16 protein-coding genes are annotated in these 19,869 nt (G+C 61.0%); 9 read left to right on the plus strand and 7 right to left on the minus strand.

Translation table 11 applies throughout. The features are described 5' to 3' along the window. Nucleotides 1-4: 4 nt before the first annotated feature. Together K6M89_RS15625 and K6M89_RS15630 are read right to left on the minus strand one after the other, a co-directional pair. Nucleotides 5-703: a hypothetical protein gene (locus tag K6M89_RS15625; RefSeq protein ID WP_222140051.1), complete on the minus strand. Its 699-nt coding sequence runs from the start codon at nt 701-703 to the stop codon at nt 5-7. 119 nt (nt 704-822) lie between these two features. Beyond that, nucleotides 823-1,545, minus strand: a complete 723-nt coding sequence (locus K6M89_RS15630; RefSeq protein WP_222140052.1) for an SOS response-associated peptidase — start codon at nt 1,543-1,545, stop codon at nt 823-825. Between the two features lie 451 nt (nt 1,546-1,996). On the opposite strand from K6M89_RS15630, the gene K6M89_RS15635 reads away from it, so the two are divergent. The 5 genes from K6M89_RS15635 to dusA all read left to right on the plus strand — a co-directional run bounded on the left by K6M89_RS15635 (nt 1,997) and on the right by dusA (nt 11,522). Next, the gene (locus K6M89_RS15635; RefSeq protein ID WP_222140053.1) at nt 1,997-5,920 is read left to right on the plus strand and encodes a metal-binding protein; all 3,924 of its coding nucleotides are present in this window, start codon (nt 1,997-1,999) and stop codon (nt 5,918-5,920) included. A gap of 230 nt (nt 5,921-6,150) precedes the next feature. After that, nucleotides 6,151-8,931 carry a metal-binding protein gene (locus K6M89_RS15640; protein ID WP_222140054.1) on the plus strand — a complete coding sequence of 927 codons (2,781 nt, stop codon included), beginning with the start codon at nt 6,151-6,153 and terminating at the stop codon, nt 8,929-8,931. Between the two features lie 219 nt (nt 8,932-9,150). Continuing rightward, entirely contained in the window at nt 9,151-9,618 is a 468-nt protein-coding gene (locus K6M89_RS15645; protein ID WP_222140055.1) for a DUF3828 domain-containing protein, read from the plus strand. Between the two features lie 503 nt (nt 9,619-10,121). Continuing rightward, entirely contained in the window at nt 10,122-10,334 is a 213-nt protein-coding gene (locus K6M89_RS15650) for a cold-shock protein (RefSeq protein ID WP_003540801.1), read from the plus strand. Between the two features lie 186 nt (nt 10,335-10,520). Continuing rightward, nucleotides 10,521-11,522: a tRNA dihydrouridine(20/20a) synthase DusA gene (dusA, locus tag K6M89_RS15655; protein WP_222140056.1), complete on the plus strand. Its 1,002-nt coding sequence runs from the start codon at nt 10,521-10,523 to the stop codon at nt 11,520-11,522. A 32-nt stretch (nt 11,523-11,554) separates the two neighbouring features. Here the strand turns inward: dusA and K6M89_RS15660 are convergent, their stop codons facing one another. Further along, nucleotides 11,555-12,511 carry a S1C family serine protease gene (locus tag K6M89_RS15660; protein WP_222140069.1) on the minus strand — a complete coding sequence of 319 codons (957 nt, stop codon included), beginning with the start codon at nt 12,509-12,511 and terminating at the stop codon, nt 11,555-11,557. Between the two features lie 506 nt (nt 12,512-13,017). Here K6M89_RS15660 and K6M89_RS15665 point away from each other — a divergent pair. The 3 genes from K6M89_RS15665 (at nt 13,018) to K6M89_RS15675 (ending at nt 14,579) form a co-directional block, all read left to right on the plus strand. Continuing rightward, nucleotides 13,018-13,854, plus strand: coding sequence for an alpha/beta fold hydrolase (locus tag K6M89_RS15665; protein WP_097584323.1), 837 nt, complete (start codon nt 13,018-13,020; stop codon nt 13,852-13,854). Nucleotides 13,855-13,958: 104 nt separating this feature from the next. Then, on the plus strand, nt 13,959-14,135 hold the full coding sequence (locus tag K6M89_RS15670; RefSeq protein ID WP_010031344.1) for a hypothetical protein: 177 nt from the start codon (nt 13,959-13,961) through the stop codon (nt 14,133-14,135). A gap of 228 nt (nt 14,136-14,363) precedes the next feature. Next, complete coding sequence (locus tag K6M89_RS15675; protein ID WP_010031346.1) at nt 14,364-14,579, plus strand: hypothetical protein; 216 nt, start codon at nt 14,364-14,366, stop codon at nt 14,577-14,579. A gap of 26 nt (nt 14,580-14,605) precedes the next feature. Here the strand turns inward: K6M89_RS15675 and K6M89_RS15680 are convergent, their stop codons facing one another. Further along, complete coding sequence (locus K6M89_RS15680) at nt 14,606-15,559, minus strand: prolipoprotein diacylglyceryl transferase (protein WP_222140057.1); 954 nt, start codon at nt 15,557-15,559, stop codon at nt 14,606-14,608. Between the two features lie 199 nt (nt 15,560-15,758). Here K6M89_RS15680 and K6M89_RS15685 point away from each other — a divergent pair, with 199 nt between their 5' ends. Continuing rightward, complete coding sequence (locus K6M89_RS15685) at nt 15,759-16,265, plus strand: BA14K family protein (RefSeq protein ID WP_222140058.1); 507 nt, start codon at nt 15,759-15,761, stop codon at nt 16,263-16,265. A 162-nt stretch (nt 16,266-16,427) separates the two neighbouring features. On the opposite strand, the gene K6M89_RS15690 is transcribed toward K6M89_RS15685, so the two are convergent. From K6M89_RS15690 to K6M89_RS15700, 3 genes are all read right to left on the minus strand, one after another. Next, nucleotides 16,428-17,291, minus strand: a complete 864-nt coding sequence (locus K6M89_RS15690) for a DUF3313 domain-containing protein (protein ID WP_222140059.1) — start codon at nt 17,289-17,291, stop codon at nt 16,428-16,430. 104 nt (nt 17,292-17,395) lie between these two features. Beyond that, entirely contained in the window at nt 17,396-18,742 is a 1,347-nt protein-coding gene (locus K6M89_RS15695) for a sensor histidine kinase (protein ID WP_222140060.1), read from the minus strand. Then, complete coding sequence (locus tag K6M89_RS15700) at nt 18,742-19,413, minus strand: response regulator transcription factor (RefSeq protein WP_222140061.1); 672 nt, start codon at nt 19,411-19,413, stop codon at nt 18,742-18,744. The genes K6M89_RS15695 and K6M89_RS15700 overlap by 1 nt, the downstream gene beginning before the upstream one ends. Nucleotides 19,414-19,869: the final 456 nt, after the last annotated feature.

Below are 19,869 nucleotides of genomic sequence, written 5' to 3' on the forward strand. Positions count from 1 at the left end.
CCCCTCACCCAAACCCCATCCTCTCCTCGCCCCTCGCCAGCGCAAAATAAATTCGCTCCACCCGACAGGCTGCACTCCTCGCACTCGCTTCATACCCCGCCGCCGGCCAGCCGCGCCGGGGGCTGCCATCGGCGGCGATCAGCCAATACCAGCGCTCACTCGAATCCATCAGGTCGATCTTGAAGATCCGTCCCATGCAGGCACCGCCGTCAAAACCGATGAAATCGTCGCCGGGCTTTTCCTTCCAGGCGTGCCTCCATTTGCCCTTCGGCTTCTCGCCACTGGTGATCAACTCCCAGCTCTTCCAGCCATTATAGTCCGATTGCGCGGTCAGGGAGCCGTCATAGGGCCTATGATCGATCTGCAGGCAGCCCTCCAGAAACTCCGCCACAGAATGACAGAGGGTCGTCCACGCCTCGTCACTGTGCCGGGTCAGCTTGAAGGCAAGCTCGTCGGAGACGTTCCTCAAGGCTGCAGCGATGGCGGAGGCGACGCCTTCCTTGCTCGCCGGTTCGCCGCGCAGGCTGATGCAGAGATAGGTGCAGAGAAATTCCGCGGTATCCCGCGCGATCGGTTCGATGACATGCAGGTTGCGGCGCTTGCCGACCTGATAGCCGCCGAAATCCCGAATGCGGCGCTGAGACTGTTTGCGAAGGGCATTGTTGAGGAACGACCGCAGGAGTGTTGCGATATCGTCTTGCATGCGTGGTCCTCTCCTCGTGAGGATGTGTTTGCCGCATGGTTTCGTGAATGGCTCCCGCCCGAGCCGGTGACATCAGAGCAATTCCGGACGCAAGATCGCCGCGGCTTGCCGGAAGTATCCTAGATCAGCGTCGGCTCGGAATCGTCCTCGACCTCTTCGATGAGGTCGGGCCTGTCGTTCTTCGGCGAGCCGACATCCCGGCCGATTTTCCACATCACCATCAGTTCCGCCGGGAAAGGTTTCATCAAATCGTTCGGGTCCGGCTCGGGAGACAGCCAGCGCTCGTAATCCTCGCGATGCAGGATAACAGGCATGCGATCGTGAATCTCCGCCATCATCGCGTTCGGCGCGCAGGTGACGATGGCGAAGTTGCGGATGGACACGCCTTTCTCGTCCTTCCAGGTCTCCCAGATGCCGGCGAGCGCGAAGGCCGAGCCGTCCTTCATGGCGATGGCATAGGGCTGCTTGTTCTTGCCGGTGCCGTGAATGTCCTTCCATTCGAAGAAGCCATTGATCGGCACCAGGCAGCGGCGCGAGCGGTAGGCGGCACGGAACATGCCGTTGGAGCTGATCCCTTCGCAGCGGATATTGACCGGCGGCGGCCGGCCGCCGGGCTTGGCCCAGGAGGGCATCAGACCCCATCGCGCCACGACGAACATAGGGCCTGACGTATCCGGTTCGCGCACAATGTCCCTGATGATAATGGGATAATCCTGTGACGGCGCGCCGTTCCAGCGGGGAAAGCGATTTCCAAGTCCATCGATATCCCCGCTCTTCACGGCAAAGGGAAAATTGCTGATCAATTCTTCAAGCGATGTCTTGACGAAAATGCGTCCGCACATGGGCCCTCGCTGCCGACAGAATATTAGATGTTCTTATTATGTTCCGGAACCAAGTCCGGTCAACAAAGCGTTAGTTGTGCGCTTGCCGGAATGCCCCTCCCGCCCGGTGCCGGGACGGGCAGGCCGATCGCCGGTCTTACTGAGCGGCAATGCTGAAGCACGCCGGGAAGAATAGTCGCACTTATAGCGAGAATTATATATGCAGGAAGGACGTATAAATTAAAAGACTAAAATACCACTTTTGGTTTGCGAATTCAGAGTTATTTGCCAGTATTTCAGCCTTAGTTTTTCGTTAAAAAATCAAGAAAAAATCACAATTTTTCATTGAAAACATCATTAATGATTGGCATAGATCCCCGTGGGGTTGTCTTCCGCCGAACCAATAAAACAGTTCTTCCGCGGAGTTCTGATTTTTCGAAGTACAACGCATCTATTGGGGATAATTTTAAATATGGCCTTGAATATACTGGACACCAACGGCGCCACAGTCACCAAGACCGGCGCCGAGTTCGAAGCCTACGACGTCATTCGTTACTCCGCAGCAAATTCTTCCGCACCTATTACTCTAGTTGTCTCCGATTCCGGCGTTGCGGATCTGGCCGATGAATTAGGTTCGGTCTCGGCAAACGTCACCGGCTCGAGCGGCGACGACACGATCACCACGGGAGCGGGCAACGACACCATCTCGGGCGGCGACGGCAATGACACGCTGAACGGTGGAGATGGAAACGACACGATCTCTGGCAATGCCGGTAATCACAAATTGATGGGCGGCAACGGCAACGATCGGATCACCGATGGTGGTTTTGGCTTTGTATGGGGTCCTGCCGGGCCGCAGCCGGAAATCATCAACATCGACGCCGGCGACGGCAACGATGCCATAACCATCGAGCGTTTCGCTTCACAGATAGCAGGGACGATCGATGGCGGCGCCGGGATCGACACGTTGCAAGCCTCATCGCTCAATGGCCTGACGATCAAGAATATCGAAATCCTTCAAGCGGACTTATTTCCGATTCTCGGTTCGAGCGCGCAGTTCGAAACCTTTGATAAGATCGTCGGATCGACCATTCCGTTCTCTGATGCTCGCCCATCATTGGCGGTGACGGACAGCGCCCACCTCGATCTTTCCGACGAGCTGGGAAATCTCGGAGCTTTTGTCACCGGCTTCGGCGTTGACGCCAAGACCGGCGGCGGCAATGACGTTTTCAACGGCAGTGACATCAACGACATTTTCGACGGCAGCGGCGGCAGTGACACCATCGATGGCAATGCCGGCAACGACAAATTAACCGGCGGCGGCGGCAACGACACCGTAAATGGCGGCGATGGCATCGACACGGCGGTCTTCGCGGGCGATTTCACCGCTTATTCCCTCACGATCGACAATGGCAGCCGCGTCGTGACGAGCGCTCTGGAAGGCACGGATAGATTGACGGGCGTTGAATTCGCGCGCTTTGCCGATGGCGTCTACGACTTCGCGACAGAAACCTTCACGGTCAACAACACCGAGCCGGGGACGCCGCTGAATATCCTGGACACCAACGGCACCACGGTTACCAAGACTGGCGCTGAGTTCGAAGCCTACGACGTCATCCGTCACTCTGAAAGCAATCCTCTCGTCGCGGCTGACCTGGTCATCTCGGATTCCGCGACGGTTGACCTCTCCGACGAACTGGGCTCGGGCTCCGCAAATGTGACGGGCTCAAGCGGCAACAATGTGATCACGACAGGCGCAGGAAACGACACCATTTCAGGCGGTGACGGCGCAGACACGCTGAACGGCGGCGCAGGAAACGACAGGCTCGATGGCGGAGTTGGCAACGACGCGCTGAATGGCGGCGATGGCAATGACCGGATCTCCGGCGACGTCGGAAACGATGTCATCAAAGGCGGCGCGGGCAACGACACGATCGACGATGGTGAGCTTTTCGGCTCGACCCCGGAGGTCATCGACATCGACGCCGGAGACGGCGACGATTACATAGCCATAGAAACATTCGCTCCATGGAATTTCGGAACGATCGATGGCGGCGCCGGGATCGATATCTTACGTGCCACTTCGCTCCAGGGCCTGACGATCAAAAACATCGAAGTCCTTGAGACGGCAGGAGTAGCGGTCGCCGGTTCGAGCGCACAATTCGAGAGCCTTGATAAAATCGTCTGGTCGACCGATCCGTTCGAAGATTTTCGCGCCTCTGTGGCACTGACGGACAGCTCTCACCTCGATCTCTCCGATGAACTCGGAAATCTCGGATCGTTCATCGCCGGCGATGCCTTCGGCATCGACGTGAAGACCGGCGACGGCGACGACGCGTTTACGGGCACCATCGGCAACGACATTTTCGACGGCAGCGGCGGCAACGATATCCTCAACGGCAATGCCGGCAATGACAAGTTGACCGGCGGCGCTGGTGACGACGCCATCGACGGCAGTCTCGGCATCGACTCGGCGCTGTTCGCCGGCAATTTCGCCGATTATTCCTTTGCGTTGAACAATGGCGATCACATTCTGACAAGCGCTGTGGAAGGGACGGATACGCTGATAGGCGTTGAATTCGCTCGCTTTGCCGATGGTTTCTACGATTTCGCCACGGAAAGCTTCACAATCAGCGACACTCCACCGAATGAGCCTCTGAATATCCTCAACACGTATGGTTTCATAACAACCATGACCGGCGCTGAGTTCGAAGCCTACGACGTCATCCGCAACTCGCCAACCGACCCTCTCTCCCCGGTTATTCTGTTCCTTTCAGATTCCGGGACGGTAGACCTTTCCGACGAACTGGGCTCGGCGGTTGCGGATGTAACCGACTTCGGCGGCGGCGATTCGATCATCACCACGGGCGCAGGCAGCGATAAAATCGCGGGCGGTTACGGCGCAGACATGCTGAACGGCGGCGCCGGAAACGATTGGATCCATGGGGGGGATGGCAACGACGCTCTGAATGGTGGCGATGGCAGTGATTTGCTCACGGGCGGAGATGGCAATGACATTCTGAATGGCGGTGACGGTAATGACCAACTCTCGGGCAACGCCGGGAATGACGTCATCAGAGCCGGCGCGGGCAACGATCTTATCACCGATGGTGAACTGTTTGATGTTGCCCTTGAGGTCTACGACGTCGATGCAGGCGACGGCGACGATGCCATAACTGTACAAAGGTATTATCCGCTGGTTTCCGGAACAATCGATGGCGGTGCTGGTATTGATACCTTGCAAGCCTCCACGTTGGCAGGTCTGACGATTAAGAACATCGAAGTCCTTGAAACAGCAGGATTTTTGGTCGATGGCACGAGCGCACAGTTCGAAAGCTTTGATAAGATCGTCCGGTGGGCCGATCCGGCCTACAATGAGAGCGCTCGCTTAGCCTTGACGGACAGTGCGCACCTCGATCTTTCCGACGAACTGGGAGATCTTGGATCCTTCATTACCGGTCGTACCTCCGGCATCGACGTCAAGACCGGCGGCGGCGCCGACGAGCTTGTCGGCACCGCCGGCAACGACATTTTCGACGGCAGCGGCGGCAACGACACCCTCAACGGCCGTACCGGTAATGACAAATTGATCGGCGGCGCTGGCATCGACACCGCGGTCTTCTCAAACAATTTCGCCAATTATTCCTTCGCGATGAACAACGGCAATCACATCCTGACGAGCGCACAGGAAGGGACGGATACGCTGACGGACATCGAATTCGCCCGCTTTGCCGACGGCGTCTATGATTTCGCGACGGAAACGTTCAAAGCTAGCAATACCGCACCCACCAATATCCAGCTGTCGAAAACCGCCCTCTCCGAGGATACGCCGATCTGGACGACGGTCGGCCTGCTCAGCGCCAAGGATGCCGATGGTGACGCCCTCACCTACACGCTCATCGATGGCGCCGGCGATCACTTCCGGCTGAAGGGCAATCGCGTCGTCACCTCGAAGGCGCTGGACTACGAGACGGCGAAGTCGCACACGATCAAGGTGGCCGTCTCCGATGGTAAGGTCACGGTCGAGAAGGACATCACCATCAACGTCCTCGACGTCAACGAGGCCCCCGCCAACCAGGCGCCGATCAAGCTCGCCTTCTCGCGCAGCTCGATCTCCGAGAATGTCGCGGTCGGCACCTCGGTCGGCCTGCTCTCGGCCGTCGACCCGGAAGGCGGCGTGGTCAAGTGGCGGCTGACCGATAATGCCGACGGCATCTTCAAGCTCGTCGGCAACAAGATCCAGACCAAGGCGGCGATCGACTACGAAAGCACCCACAGCCTGACCTTCACCGCCGAAGCCTATGACGCGGCCGGCAACGCCACCAGCCACGATTTCACGCTGGCCGTGAAGGATGTCTTCGAGCCGTCGAGCCTGCTGCACGACGCCTTGATCTAGCCCGCGCCACCGCCGATCAAGGGCGCACCCTATGCCCTTGGACGCGGCCCCCTCCGAACGGCTCGATCAAATCAGCCGCGCCGACAGAATGCGTCGGCGCGCGCCCCGCTTAAACCAGCACCGCTCCAGTGCTGGCAGCTTCCAACTTACGGCTGCCGAATCTCCGAATGAGGCCACCGTCCCGTCATCCGCTCTTTCAGAGAGCAACACATCTTTTGGAAAGTTTGAATATGGCCTTGAATGTTCTGAATACGAACGGCGCACCGATTACTAAAACCGGCGCCGAGTTCGAAGCTTACGACGTGATCCGCTACTCCGAAGCGAATCCTCTCGCCGCGGTCACCCTTCAGGTTTCGGGTTCCGGCGCGGCAGACCTCGCCGATGAGCTGGGAGCAATTTCCGCGGAGGTGACAGGCTCAGCAAGTGCCAATGTCATCACAACGGGCGCAGGCAAGGACACCATACGGGGTGGCGGCGGCGCAGACACGCTGAGCGGCGGAATCGGCGACGATTTGCTCGATGGTGGAACCGGCAATGACACGCTGAATGGTGGGGACGGAAATGACCGGCTGTTCGGCGGCCTCGGCAATGACGTCATCAAGGGTGGCGCGGGCGACGACACAATTGTTGATGGCGATTTTTTTTCGGACGTCCCTGAGACTTTCAATATCGATGGCGGTATTGGCAATGACACTGTGGCTGTATCGAAGGGTACCTTCACTACGGTATCCGGAACAGTCGACGGCGGCACCGGCACCGACAAACTGCAAGCCGCCGATATCACGGGCCTGACGATCAAGAACTTCGAAATCCTCGAAACCGGGCCACAGACTGTGCTCGCATCGACCGCACAGCTTGAAAGCTTCGACAAGATCGTCGGTCAATATCAAGGCATGGACATCACCATGAGCTTGACAGATGGCTCCCATGTCGACCTCTCCGACGAACTGACAAGCGGCACAGTACACATCTATGGCAGAGTCTCGGGCATCGACGTTACGACCGGGAGCAGCGAAGACCGCTTTTACGGGACGGACGGCAACGACATTTTCAACGCAGGCGCGGGAAATGATGTCTTAGACGGCAAGGATGGCAATGACTTGCTGATCGGTGGTGAGGGCAACGATTATATCTACGGTAGAGCCGGAAATGACGTCATCAGGGGCGGAACGGGCGACGATATAATCGTCGATGGCGATGTCTTTTCCATCGAACAGTCCGGAGTCTTCGATATTGATGCGGGTGACGGTAATGATAGCATCGACTTGGAGACCTACGCTGTCACATTTTCTGGAATAATCGATGGCGGCGCCGGCACCGACAAGCTGCAGACTTCCAGGCTTACCGGCCTGACGATCAAGAATGTCGAAATTCTTGAAACCGCGGGGTCGATAGTTTCCGGGTCGGCCGCGCAGTTCGAGAGCTTCAACAAGATTGTCAATAAGGAGGGCGAGAACAACCCCCTCGCCCAGCTGACGTTGACCGACAGCGCGCATCTCGATCTTTCCGACGAACTTGCAAACCATGGGGCGGACATCAAGGGCACCGCCTTCGGCATCGACGTCAAGACCGGCGGCGGCAATGACCGATTGACCGGCGCTGGTGGTAACGACATTTTCGACAGTGGCACGGGCAAAGACCAGATCTCCGGCGGCGCTGGAAATGACGTCATCCGGGCTGGCGCGGGCGATGACAAAATCACCGACGGCGACAATGTTTCCACCGCTCCTGAGGCCTTCGATATCGACGCCGGCGACGGCAATGATGCCATCAACCTGCAGTCACACTCTTCCGCGCTTTCCGGAACGATCGACGGTGGCGCCGGCACGGATACGCTGCGTGTGATCGAGCCGACTTTAGGCCCTGGAGAGGAGTTCATCGGGCTTGCCGGATTCACGATCAAAAACGTCGAAATTCTTGAAACAGCAGGAGCCCAGGTTTTCGCTTCGGCCGCCCAATTCGATAGCTTCGACAAGATCGTCATATACGACAAGCCGGGCTATGAGAGCGATGTGCTCTCCTTGGTATTGACGGACAGCGCCCATGTCGACCTCTCCGACGAGCTGGCAAACCGCCACGTCGATGTTTTCGGCAGCGCCTTCGGCATGGACGTCAAGACCGGCGGCGGCGACGACTATTTCTTCGGGACTGACGGCAACGACAGGTTCGAAGGCGGCGCGGGCAACGACGTGCTGTTTGGCGGCGCCGGCATCGACACGGCGGTCTTCTCCGGCAATTTCGCTAACTATTCCTTCTCGACGAACAACGGCGATCACTTCCTGACGAGCGCCAAGGAAGGGACGGATCGGCTAAACAACGTCGAGTTCGCACGTTTTGCCGATGGCGTCTACGATTTCACCAAGGGAACGTTCACAGCCGATCACAACGCCGCACCGACCAATATCCAGCTCTCGAAAACCGCCCTTTCCGAGAGCACCCCGATCTGGACGACGGTCGGCCTGCTCAGCGCCAAGGATGCCGATGGTGACGCCCTCACCTACACGCTCATCGATGGCGCCGGCGATCACTTCCGGCTGAAGGGCAATCGCGTCGTCACCTCGAAGGCGCTGGACTACGAGACGGCGAAGTCGCACACGATCAAGGTGGCCGTCTCCGATGGTAAGGTCACGGTCGAGAAGGACATCACCATCAACGTCCTCGACGTCAACGAGGCCCCCGCCAACCAGGCGCCGATCAAGCTCGCCTTCTCGCGCAGCTCGATCTCCGAGAATGTCGCGGTCGGCACCTCGGTCGGCCTGCTCTCGGCCGTCGACCCGGAAGGCGGCGTGGTCAAGTGGCGGCTGACCGATAATGCCGACGGCATCTTCAAGCTCGTCGGCAACAAGATCCAGACCAAGGCGGCGATCGACTACGAAAGCACCCACAGCCTGACCTTCACCGCCGAAGCCTATGACGCGGCCGGCAACGCAACCAGCCACGACTTCACGCTGGCCGTGAAGGACGTCTTCGAGCTGTCGTCTTCGAGCCTCGCGCATGAGGCGCTGATCTAGCACGACAGTTGCCGCCGACACAGGGATGCGTCGTAGGCGGCTTTCAACAGCGATGGGGCTAGCAGTCTTGCAAGCCCCATCGGTGAGACTCTTCCGGTGGTCGTCGCGGGCACCGCCCGGAAACGGCGAGGCCGGCGGCCATGCGGTAGCCTCCGAAAATGCCGCTCCACGTCGACGCCCGTTTCGGCTATGATTCCCCACCCATCCGAGGAGAGCCGCATGCGTCTGCACACATTCATCCTCGCCCTTGCCGTCTCGGCATTCGCGGCTCTGCCCGCCTCGGCGGAGACCTACAAAACGCCGAAAGCGCTGCTCAAGGCGCTTTACAGCTACGACACCGATAGAAGCGATGCCGAGGCGCCCTCGCCCTATTCGATCTTCTTTTCCGACCACCTGAACAAGCTTCTCCAGGCCGATCTCGACAACACGCCGGAGGGTGATGTCGGTGCGGTCGATTTCGATCCTGTCATTGCAGGCCAGGACGGAGAAGCGAGCAACGTCCGGATCGGCCAGCCGATCCTGCTGGACGACAAGGCCGAGGTGGAAGTGCAGTTCAAAAACGGCGAGGAAGTGACGCTCTTCTATACTTTGGTGCGCGAACACGGCGGCTGGAAGGTTGACGACATCGCCAATCAGAAAGGCGATGCTCCCTGGAGCCTGACCGCGCTGTTAGGGGATGCGCAGTAGGTGGCGGCAGACCCAAGCGGGCTGCCCCTCTTCTGCTCGTCAGAGAAGCGTGCCCGGCATGTCAGCAAAGAGAGAGCGCATGCACCGAGCGCGAGCAAAGAGCAATGCAGGGTTGCTGCGCACCGCCTCGTTCCGTTTCGGCACGCCGATCCCGCTATGGCACAGCCGTGCAAGCATCTGCCAACTTTTCGTCAAGTAACTGAATCTTCGGCATTTCCTGTCACGATAAGCGGCATGCCACAATAATGGCGCTTGCCTTTTGACCGAAATGATGGCACGAATCCACCTACTCGGGCATTAGCATGCCGGTGACTGGACTGATGTGGCAATCCCTTCCGTTACGGAAGGAGACGCGGGAATACCCGCCTGCGTAGACGTTCTTTCCCCGTACGTGACTTCTCCGACTGACCCTTCGTCCCATCGATTCGGGGCGAAAGCTAAAGCCGTCCGCTTCCTCTCGGGGGCGCGGATACTAGACAGACTAAGGGAAAAGGACGATCCCAATGGCCACCAAAGGCACCGTAAAATTCTTCAACCAGGACAAGGGTTTTGGTTTCATCACGCCGGACGGCGGCGCAAAGGACGTTTTCGTCCACATCTCCGCGCTGCAGGCTTCTGGCATCCAGTCGCTGCGCGAAGGCCAGCAGGTTACCTTCGACACCGAGCCGGACCGCATGGGCAAGGGCCCGAAGGCCGTCAACATCTCGGCTTCGTAAGTCAGATTTCCGCTTTTTGCGGCATGGACGGCGCTCCGCAAGGGGCGCCGTTTCTGTTTCCGGGCAGCGGCGATTTGTCGATCGCATCGGCAGGTGTTATATGCGCCTTTTACGATAATCCGCCGGCGCGCGGCAGGAGCGGCGCCCTGCCACGGCAGCCTGCGACCAAAGGAACAAGAAACGTCGATGATGCAGAAAAGGCCGATTTTTGCGGTCGCCCCGATGATCGACTGGACGGATAGGCATTGCCGCTATTTCCACCGCCAGATCAGCCGCCAGGCGCTGCTCTATACCGAGATGGTGGTCGCCGATGCGATCATCCACGGCCCGCGCGAACGGCTGCTCGGCCATGACGTGGCGGAACATCCGCTGGCGCTGCAGCTCGGCGGATCGGATCCGGCCAAGCTTGCCGAGGCGGTGAAGATCGCCGAACCCTATGGCTATGACGAGATCAACCTTAATGTCGGCTGCCCCTCCGACCGCGTGCAATCGGGCACCTTCGGCGCCTGCCTGATGCTGACGCCGGAGACGGTGGCCGCATGCGTCGCGGCGATGAAGGCGGTCGCGACCGTGCCGGTGACGGTGAAATGCCGCATCGGCGTCGACGAGCAGGAGCCGGAAGAGGCCCTGCCCGCGCTTATCTCTCGTGTTCTCGATGCCGGCGCCGATGCGATCTGGATCCATGCGCGCAAGGCCTGGCTGAAGGGCCTCAGCCCGAAGGAGAACCGCGAGATCCCGCCGCTCGACTACGAGATCGTCTACCGGATGAAACAGCGCTGGCCCGAGGTCGTCATCGGCATCAACGGCGGCATCCGCACGCTGGACGAGGCTGCGAGCCACCTCGCCCATGTCGACGGCGTCATGCTCGGCCGGGCGGCCTACCAGAATGCGGCCGTGCTTGCCGACGTCGACCACCGCTTCTTCGGCGCGCCGGCGGCAGAACCTGACTGGCCGGCGCTCTGTAAGCGGATGATGGCCTATGCCGAGCGCCATATCGCCGGCGGCGGCCGGCTGCAGCACGTCGCCCGCCACATGGTCGGCCTTTTCACCGGCCTGCCCGGCGCCCGGCGCTACCGCCAGATCCTCTCCACCGACGCGGCAAAAAACGGCGCCGGACCGGAGGTGCTGGCCGCGGCCTTCGCGGCCGTGGATTTTTCCGGGACGGAGCAGGAAGCGGTCAGCGCCTGACGTAACGTTATGCCTTCGTCGCCACCCACGGCTTAAGACCGCGCCATCGACAGCAAGATCTTCTTCTCGATCCGTCCGGCCACCGAGAACACCAGGATTTCCGTTTCTCTGCCGATCCGGCTGCCATCCATCAGCCTGACAATATCGTCGACGCCGCCGACCGGGCTGGCGTCGATGGCGAGGATGTAATCACCCTCCTGCAGCCCGCCCTTTGCCGCCGGCCCGTCCGGCTCGACACGCCGGATGCGAACGGAGGTCGTCTGCACCGTGCCCGCCGCAAGCGCCACCCGGCGCGGCAGCACGATCGTGTCGCCGGCAATCCCGATGAAAGCACGCCGCACCTGGCCGTAGCGGAGGATTTCCGAGACGACGAAATTGGCCGTATTCGACGCCGCGGCAAAGGCGATGCTCTGCGCGCCCTGAATCACGGCGGTGTTGACCCCGATGATCTCGCCGCCCGAAGACACCAGCGGCCCGCCGGAGTTGCCGGGATTAAGCGCGGCATCGGTCTGGATGACATCTTCCATCAGGCGGCCGCTTGCCGCCCGCATCGAGCGGCCGAGCGCCGAGACGATGCCGGCAGTGACGGTCCATTCGAAGCCCAGCGGGTTTCCGATCGCGATCGCAATATGACCCCTGCGCAGGCGCTGGGAATCGCCGAGCTTCGCCCAGGCCCCGGTGCTCGCATTGGTCCGAACAAGGGCGATATCGGTATCGATATCGCGGCCGAGCACACGCCCCTCGGTGATGAATCCGTCCGGCGTCGTGATGCGAACGAGCTTGGCGTCGTCGACGACATGGCTGTTGGTGACGATCAGGCCATCGGGCGAGACGGCAAAGCCCGACCCGTGCCCCTGCCGGCCTCCGACCCGCTCGATCCGGCTGACCGCCGGCCCGACCATGTCGACGGCGGCTGCGATCGATTGCGAATAGGCATCGATCAGCGCCCCGTCATCCCCGGCGGCGATGTCCTTATCCATGTAGCCCATGATCTGATCCTCTGGCGGCAGCAACGGCCGTCCCGCCGCCGGCAAGCAATCGCGATTGCGATCGTTCGCCATGGCGCTGTTCCGAGAGAAATAGATGGTTGGACGTCGATCCGCGTTCAAGTGAGCGCGAGCGCAGCCTGCAATCCCGGCACAACAACAGGGAACGCGACCCTAGCCGAACGGATATATCGAACTACCGCGACAGATATATTGAACGATTGGAAATAAAATGGCTCATTGCTGACATCAGCCGGCATCTCGGCCGCTTGCCCCGACCGAGATGCCGGGGATAAAACGAATGTTCGCAGCGCGAAGCAGTATCAAACATCTGTCATATCAATAAAATAGAGCTAGGTGCTCAATAAGCACATCATCCTATCTTGAGTCGATGTTGATCCCCGCAGACGCGGTTCTCCGGCCCCTGGCGTAACGATTGCCAGTGGCCTTGTCGATCCCGCCTGCAACGGTCTGTTTTAGTCCAATCCAACCAATCAAGGAGTCATGACATGAGCACAGTCACAACCAAGGACGGCGTCGAGATTTTTTACAAGGACTGGGGGCCGAAGACCGCCCAGCCGATCATGTTCCACCACGGCTGGCCGCTGAGCGCCGACGACTGGGATGCCCAGATGTTGTTCTTCCTCGAGAGGGGCTACCGCGTCGTCGCCCATGATCGGCGCGGCCACGGCCGCTCCACCCAGGTCGGCGACGGCCACGACATGGATCATTACGCCGCCGATGCCGCAGCTGTCGTCGAGCATCTCGATCTCAGGAACACCGTTCATGTCGGCCATTCCACCGGCGGCGGCGAAGCGACGCATTATGTCGCTCGCCACGGCCAGCCGCAGGGCCGTGTTGCCAAGCTCGTCATCATCGGCGCCGTGCCGCCGCTCATGGTCAAGACGGATGCCAATCCCGGCGGTCTGCCGATCGAGGTTTTCGACGGCCTGCGCCAGCAGCTCGCCGCCAATCGCTCGCAGTTCTACCACGACCTGCCGGCCGGCCCGTTTTACGGCTTCAACCGGCCGGACGCGAAAGTGTCGGAACCAATCATCAACAATTGGTGGCGCCAGGGCATGATGGGCGGCGCCAAGGCGCATTACGACGGAATCAAGGTGTTCTCGGAAACCGACTTCACCGAGGATCTGAAGATCATCACCGTGCCGACCCTCGTCATGCATGGCGACGACGACCAGATCGTGCCGATCGCCGCTTCCGCCCTGCTCTCGTCCAAGCTGCTGCAGAACGCCACGCTCAGGGTCTACGAGAAACTCCCGCACGGCATGTGCACCACCCATGCCGATATCATAAACCCCGACATCTTCGCCTTCATCAAGGGCTGATACCCAGGCCGTCGGGTGCCTGGCGAGGCGCCCGCCGGCCATGCCGTTTTCCGGTAAAACGGCTTTCGCATGAAACCGTTTTCGCCGATTTGCGTTTAGCGGCCATGAAAAGAGAACGCGAACCCTCATCAAAGGCTTACCGGCAGGATCGTTTCGAAAATACCGAGCGAGCCGCCAAGGAAACCATCGAGGCGGAGCAGCGGGCTCGTCGGGAAAAGACCAAGCGGCTGAAAGAACTGCGCTTGTCGCAGCAGGGCGGCAAGGACCCGGCAACCAGGTAGATCCGTGCTGATGCCGTCAGTCCGCCCACCTCCATGCCCTCGCCCGCGTCTTCGCACGCCTCGATTTCAACGCCGGGTGTTTTTTCGGACACGCATAGGGCGCTGCAACATCTTGAACCGTTGCAGTGGTTTTTCATTTCAGACGTTCGCCCATCTTGCGAAGCAAGGTTTGCGAAATTATCTTTTTTCGCAATAGCGATTCACGGCATCGAAAAAGGGCAGACGGCGATGTCAGACAAGCTGTTCAGCACGCGTGACGAACCGCTCGCTTCGGAGGACCTCGCTGTTTGCAGGCGTGTCCACGAAGCCCTTTGCAGCGGGCTGGATATCGACAGGTCAAGCGAGGAAGCCGATCGTCTCGGCGCCCTCATCATCGAGCTTTACCGGCAGGGTGTGCATGACGAGACCCAGCTTCGCCTGCTTGCCGGCGGCAAGCGAGGCTGATCGGGCACGTCATGCCAGACGTGAGATCAGAGGCCGGTGGTTTCCGCGCTCGTCGACGCCGAAGTTTCAGTCGGATCGATGGCCGGCGTGGATTCGGTCGTTCCCGATACCTCTTCGGCGCTGCCGGTGTCGGCTTCCGGCGTTTCCGCGGTCACGGTAGGATCTGTCGTCTCGCTGCCCTCGACCGCATCGCTAGTCTCGGTTTCGGTTCCCTCTGCAGGGGTTTCCGCCGCCGGGGCCTGCACCGCCATGGTCTCCCGCATCTGGTCAATCGTGCCGACCGCCGTGCCGACGCCGAGTGCGTCCTGTGCCCAGCTTAGGGCCTCAGGGCTGACCGTGCCGGTCTTGGTAGCGGAAGCGAGCGCGGCCGCCAGCGCGGCGTCGCCAAGAGCGGGATCGTCGGCCGGCGGGGCAGCCCCGTTGGCCAGTTCGTACTGCGCATAGGCAGTGGCGAATGCCGAGATCGCCGCCATGCGTGGATCCGCCGTGTTCATCAGGGCATGGAAGTTGCGTTTGAGTGAATTGAGACTGGCAAGCTCGGCCGCTGGCTTCTTCGCCGACTTTGCCGCAGGGGCCGAGGCGATGGTCGTCTTCTTGGCCGAGCCCTTCGTGCTGACGGTCGGCTTGGCAGACTTCGCCCTGCTGGCCTGGCCGGTCTGGACCGCTTTGCCGGCGCCCTTGGCGCTGCGGCCATTCTCGGTCTTGCCGCTGGAGTGGGTGCTGCTCTTTCCGCTGCCGCTGCCGCTGCCGCCGCTGCCTCCGCCGTGGCTTCCGCCGCTGTTGCCGCTGCCGCTCCCGCCGCCATGGCCGCCGCCACCGCCGTTGCCGCCGCCGCCTCCTCCTCCGCCGCCGTTACCGCCGCCGCCTCCGTTGCCGCCCTTGGCGAATGCAGGCGAGAGATCGGTAGATAGAATGGTGAGAGGTGAAAGCGCCACTGTCGTGGAGAGACAGAGAACGCCGAGAAGCCTGGAGAGCCGCATGATAATCCTTCCGCACTGGAGTGCCGTTGCATCAGGATTGAACCAGCAAGCCCATAAAGATCTAATTGAGCAACTGCTTTCAATTTGAACTTCCTGCCGAATATTTCGGCGAGAAATGCCTCCATCATTCCCAGAATGAAACTAAATCCCTACCCTCGCGTTATGCCCTCGATACATCCGTTTACGCAAGGTAAGTGAAATGAACAGATTCGCCATCATTGCCCTGTCGATAGCGACGGCCTTCTCCGGAACGCAGGTTTCGGCAGGCCCGGTCTTCGTGCCGAGCCAGGTGCAATCGGCGGCCCAGCCGGCGCCGGAGGATAACGATGCCCGGATCATGACCGTCGGCTGCAGCAGGTTCTCGATCGTCTGCTCGCGCTATGGTGAAAGGCGCAGACATTACAGCGATCGCCGTTACTACCGTGACCGCAGCTACTATCGCGACCGCGACTACTATCGTGACGACCGCTACGGCTGGGATCGCCGCTATCACCGGCGATATCACCGTCATGACAATACCGGGGCCATCATCGGCGGCCTGGCGGCCGGCGCTCTGATCGGCGGCATCATCGCCTCGCAACCGCGAGCCTATGGTTCGCGTGGCTATAGCTCCCATGCCGAATATTGCTACGCCCGCTATCGGTCGTACCGCGCCTATGACAACACCTATCAGCCAAATTACGGCCCGCGCCGTCAGTGCCGCTGATCGGGTATGACAATCCCAACAGCCAGCCCCGCATCAAGATGCGGGGCTTTTGCTGTCACACGCCTGAGAAAAACACCCGCAAAGGACGGACGGAGCAAGGCTTTTCCATCCCGGCTCCGCCCGTCCCGTCAGCCCAGCCTCGGGGTGTGGCTGAGCACGCGGTCAATAAGCAGCGGCCGGCTTCGGCTTCTTTTCCGTCCATTGCGGCGGCGCGCCATATTTGGCGGCAACGGCGCCGACCAGCCCGGGCTCGCGGCCGAAGGTATCGCAGGCCACGTATCTCGGCTTGCCGCCGAGCCAGGATTTCATCCGCTGGCGCGAGGGAAGCGAAAGGTCCAGCCCCTTCGGCTCCTTGCCTGCGATCAGCATGCGGGAAAATTCGCTGCTGAACTTCGAAGCCAGGCCATAGGCATCGCCCACCTCGGAAACGCGCGGATTGTTCTGCAGTGAATTTGCCCCGCGCGCCCACACCATCGCCGCCCGCTGCGCGCCCGATTTGTCGACAGCCTCGGCTTCCACCGCCAGCCCGCCGAGCCCAACCGGCAGGCGCGGCACGCCGACCGGCAGCGCAAAGCCCGTGCCGACGGTCACGACGGTCGAAACGCCCGCCATGGTCTTGTTGGTCGGCACGATGTCGGTGACCATCGAGCGGATCGTCAGGTCCGCGCTCTCGCCTGCCGCCACCATCTGATACCGGTCGCTCAGGGAAATGCAGAGCGCCCGGTCGAGCGCGTTCGAGACCATCGCCCGGTCGGCCGGCGATTTGATCCGGCTTGCCGCAGCGAAGCCGAACCGCGTCGGCTCGATGGCGACCGTCTTTATCGGGGCAAGACTGAGGCCATCGACATAGGCGCGCGATTTCGAAAGCTTGCCCTTCGGCGCGCCGAGATTGGAATAGGTGGAGAGTGTCCCGCTCTCCTTGAGCGGGACCGAGCTGCACCCGGCCGCAGCCGCGGCCAGCGCCAGCGGCAAAGACACTGCTTTTGAAGCCCTTGAAAGAAATGAAATAAAAGGATTGCTGTGCACTCTGATGGCCTCCGTCGCCGATAATGTGCGGGGAAATTGGCGGCGAAGAATTGCCGCAGCATTACATCGTTTCCGGCAGCATCGGCTGCCGGAAACAACCGGCGTCATCCGAGTTGGATCGCCACCTCGGTTCCGGCGGCAGCGCTCGCGATGCGAACCTCGCCGCCATGGTTCAAGGCGATCTGCTTGACGAGGCTGAGGCCGAGGCCGGCCCCGGTGCTCTTCGGCGTGACGCGGTAGAAAGGCTCGAACACCAGCTCCCTGTGCTCGGCCGGAATGCCCGGCCCCTCGTCGGTGACGCTGATCCGCCCGCCGGCTATATCCGAGACCGAGACCGTGATCATCCCTCTGTTGCCGCCATGGTCGATGGCATTGCGCACCAGATTGCTGACGGCCCGCGGCAGCGCCGAAGGGCTGCCCTTGCGTTTCAGGCTCTCGACCTCGCTCTGAAACGAGATCTGGTAGCCGGCGCCGATCGCGAGCGGCGCAAGGTCGGCGACCACACTGCGGGCGATCTCGACGAGATCGACGGTCTCCTGGAGATCGCTCGCCTGATCGTTGCGCTCGAAATCGAGCAGCTGTTCGGCCGTCTCGGCCAGGCGCGCGACGTCGTCGAGCAACCGCCTGCGGTCCTGCCCCTCAGCCGTCCCGTCGATCCTGGTCTGCATGATCGCGATCGGCGTCCTCAGCTCATGGGCGGCATCGATCAGGAAGTGCTGTCGCTTGCGGAACTCGTTTTCCAGCCGGCCGAGCGCCTCGTTGAAGGCGATCACCAGCGGCGCGACCTCCCTTGGAATGCCGTCCAGCGGCAGGCGCGCATCGTAGCGGCGCGGTTCGATCTCCGAGGCTTTGCGGGCAACCTCGCTGACGCTGGCAAGGCCCCGTCCGACGATCCTGGGAACGGCGAGGAAGACCGCGGGCAAGGCAATGGCGAGCAACGGCCCATAGATCGGATAAACGGCGCCCATCAGCGTAATGACAGGCCAGCCCTTGTCGGCGACGCCTCCGAACAGAACCCTGAGCTCGCCGATCGCGGTCTCCACGCTTTCCACCGAGGCAATCTCCTCCGTGCCGGCCGATCCCCTGATATCGGCCCCCTCGAACAGATAGGTCAGACGCACAAGCTCGGCATAGACTGGAGGAACGGTCCCGTAGGAAACGAAAGACCCGTTCGTCGTCGCCGCCACATACCAAAGCCCGTCATACTGCCGCTTGAGCGCCTCGAGCTCCGGCGTATCTCTTATCTCAAGCCGTCCTTCGGCATCGAGCGCAGCGGCCGGAGCCAGCGCTTCGGTGATGTGATCTTCCAGTGCGACATTCGGAGAGAGGATCGCCGCGCCATAGAAGCAGAGCCCGATGGTGACGGCCGTCACCACGCCGACGAAGACGAGGCTGAGCTGCCAGCTGAGCCGCCACCAAAGCGACGGATTGGTGTTTTCTGCCCCGCCCATTATTCTTCCTTCATGAGATAGCCGACGCCGCGGATATTGTGGATCGAAACCTGCGCGCCGGCATCGGAAAGCCGCTTGCGCAGCCGCGATATATGGGCGTCGAGCGCGTTCGACTGGATCTCTTCCTCGTAATTGTAAACCGCCACCTCGAGCGTCGCGCGTAGCACGGTCTTCTCCTTGCGCCTGGCGAGCGCGGTGAGCACCAGAAGCTCGCGCCGCGGCAGATCGAGCGGCGTATCGCCGACGGTGACGCTCAAATGCAGGGGATCGATCACCATCCGCCCGGCGGTGATCTTGAGTTCGGAAAGGTTCGGCGGCCGCCGCAGCACGGCCCGCAGCCGCGCCATCAGCTCCTCGACGAGAAACGGCTTGCCGAGATAATCGTCGGCGCCGAGATCGAGCCCTTCCACCCGCTCCTTCGGCGCGTTCAGCGCCGTCAGCACGATGATCGGCGTATCCTTGCCGGTGCGCCTCAGCTCCGGAATGAAGCGCAGCCCCTCGCCGTCGGGCAGACGCCGGTCGAGCAGGATCGCGTCATAGGGGTTCTGCCGTGTGAGCTCCACGGCATCGGCCAGATGCACCGTGTGATCGGTGACGATCCCATGCTTGCCGAGCGCCACAGTCAGCGCTTCGGCCAGCTCCTTCTCATCCTCAATCAGCAGAATCCGCATCGCCCCACCACCCCTTGCGCCCCTGTTTCGGCCGCAAGGGTTGCAGCAACATTGCGGAACTTGAAAGGCAGCCGGTCATGCTGCTGCAATTGTTGCTACCGAGGATCAGGCAGCACAATGCAGGATATCAAAGATAACCCGCCTCAAATCCATCCTCCGAATCCTTGAAACCTATCTCCTCTCCGCCTTCATCCTCGCCAGCCTGCTTGCAGGGCCGCTGATCATATTGTTCGTGAGGTAGAGATGCGCGAGTGACCGATAGCCCTACCAAGCCAGACGTCTTCGGTCGTTCGCGACGAAAAGAGTGAAGAAGCGTCGTGCCGAGCGGCCCCCTCATCCGCCTGCCGGCACCTTTGTAACTTCCCTTTACCCGCTATTGGCGTAGTACTGCCTGTTGCGGTGGCGGATGGAAGACCGTTGCACCTTTGGGACCCCAAGCCCGTGGGAGAGCCTGGG

Source organism: Rhizobium croatiense (genome assembly GCF_019793465.1).
Lineage (GTDB): Bacteria > Pseudomonadota > Alphaproteobacteria > Rhizobiales > Rhizobiaceae > Rhizobium > Rhizobium croatiense.

Bases quoted from the DNA above. Each gene is read 5' to 3' on its own strand.
- K6M89_RS15625 (WP_222140051.1), bottom strand. From the start codon at position 703: ATGCAAGACGATATCGCAACACTCCTGCGGTCGTTCCTCAACAATGCC.
- K6M89_RS15630 (WP_222140052.1), bottom strand. From the start codon at position 1,545: ATGTGCGGACGCATTTTCGTCAAGACATCGCTTGAAGAATTGATCAGC.
- K6M89_RS15635 (WP_222140053.1), top strand. From the start codon at position 1,997: ATGGCCTTGAATATACTGGACACCAACGGCGCCACAGTCACCAAGACC.
- K6M89_RS15640 (WP_222140054.1), top strand. From the start codon at position 6,151: ATGGCCTTGAATGTTCTGAATACGAACGGCGCACCGATTACTAAAACC.
- K6M89_RS15645 (WP_222140055.1), top strand. From the start codon at position 9,151: ATGCGTCTGCACACATTCATCCTCGCCCTTGCCGTCTCGGCATTCGCG.
- K6M89_RS15650 (WP_003540801.1), top strand. From the start codon at position 10,122: ATGGCCACCAAAGGCACCGTAAAATTCTTCAACCAGGACAAGGGTTTT.
- dusA (WP_222140056.1), top strand. From the start codon at position 10,521: ATGATGCAGAAAAGGCCGATTTTTGCGGTCGCCCCGATGATCGACTGG.
- K6M89_RS15660 (WP_222140069.1), bottom strand. From the start codon at position 12,511: ATGGGCTACATGGATAAGGACATCGCCGCCGGGGATGACGGGGCGCTG.
- K6M89_RS15665 (WP_097584323.1), top strand. From the start codon at position 13,018: ATGAGCACAGTCACAACCAAGGACGGCGTCGAGATTTTTTACAAGGAC.
- K6M89_RS15670 (WP_010031344.1), top strand. From the start codon at position 13,959: ATGAAAAGAGAACGCGAACCCTCATCAAAGGCTTACCGGCAGGATCGT.
- K6M89_RS15675 (WP_010031346.1), top strand. From the start codon at position 14,364: ATGTCAGACAAGCTGTTCAGCACGCGTGACGAACCGCTCGCTTCGGAG.
- K6M89_RS15680 (WP_222140057.1), bottom strand. From the start codon at position 15,559: ATGCGGCTCTCCAGGCTTCTCGGCGTTCTCTGTCTCTCCACGACAGTG.
- K6M89_RS15685 (WP_222140058.1), top strand. From the start codon at position 15,759: ATGAACAGATTCGCCATCATTGCCCTGTCGATAGCGACGGCCTTCTCC.
- K6M89_RS15695 (WP_222140060.1), bottom strand. From the start codon at position 18,742: ATGGGCGGGGCAGAAAACACCAATCCGTCGCTTTGGTGGCGGCTCAGC.
- K6M89_RS15700 (WP_222140061.1), bottom strand. From the start codon at position 19,413: ATGCGGATTCTGCTGATTGAGGATGAGAAGGAGCTGGCCGAAGCGCTG.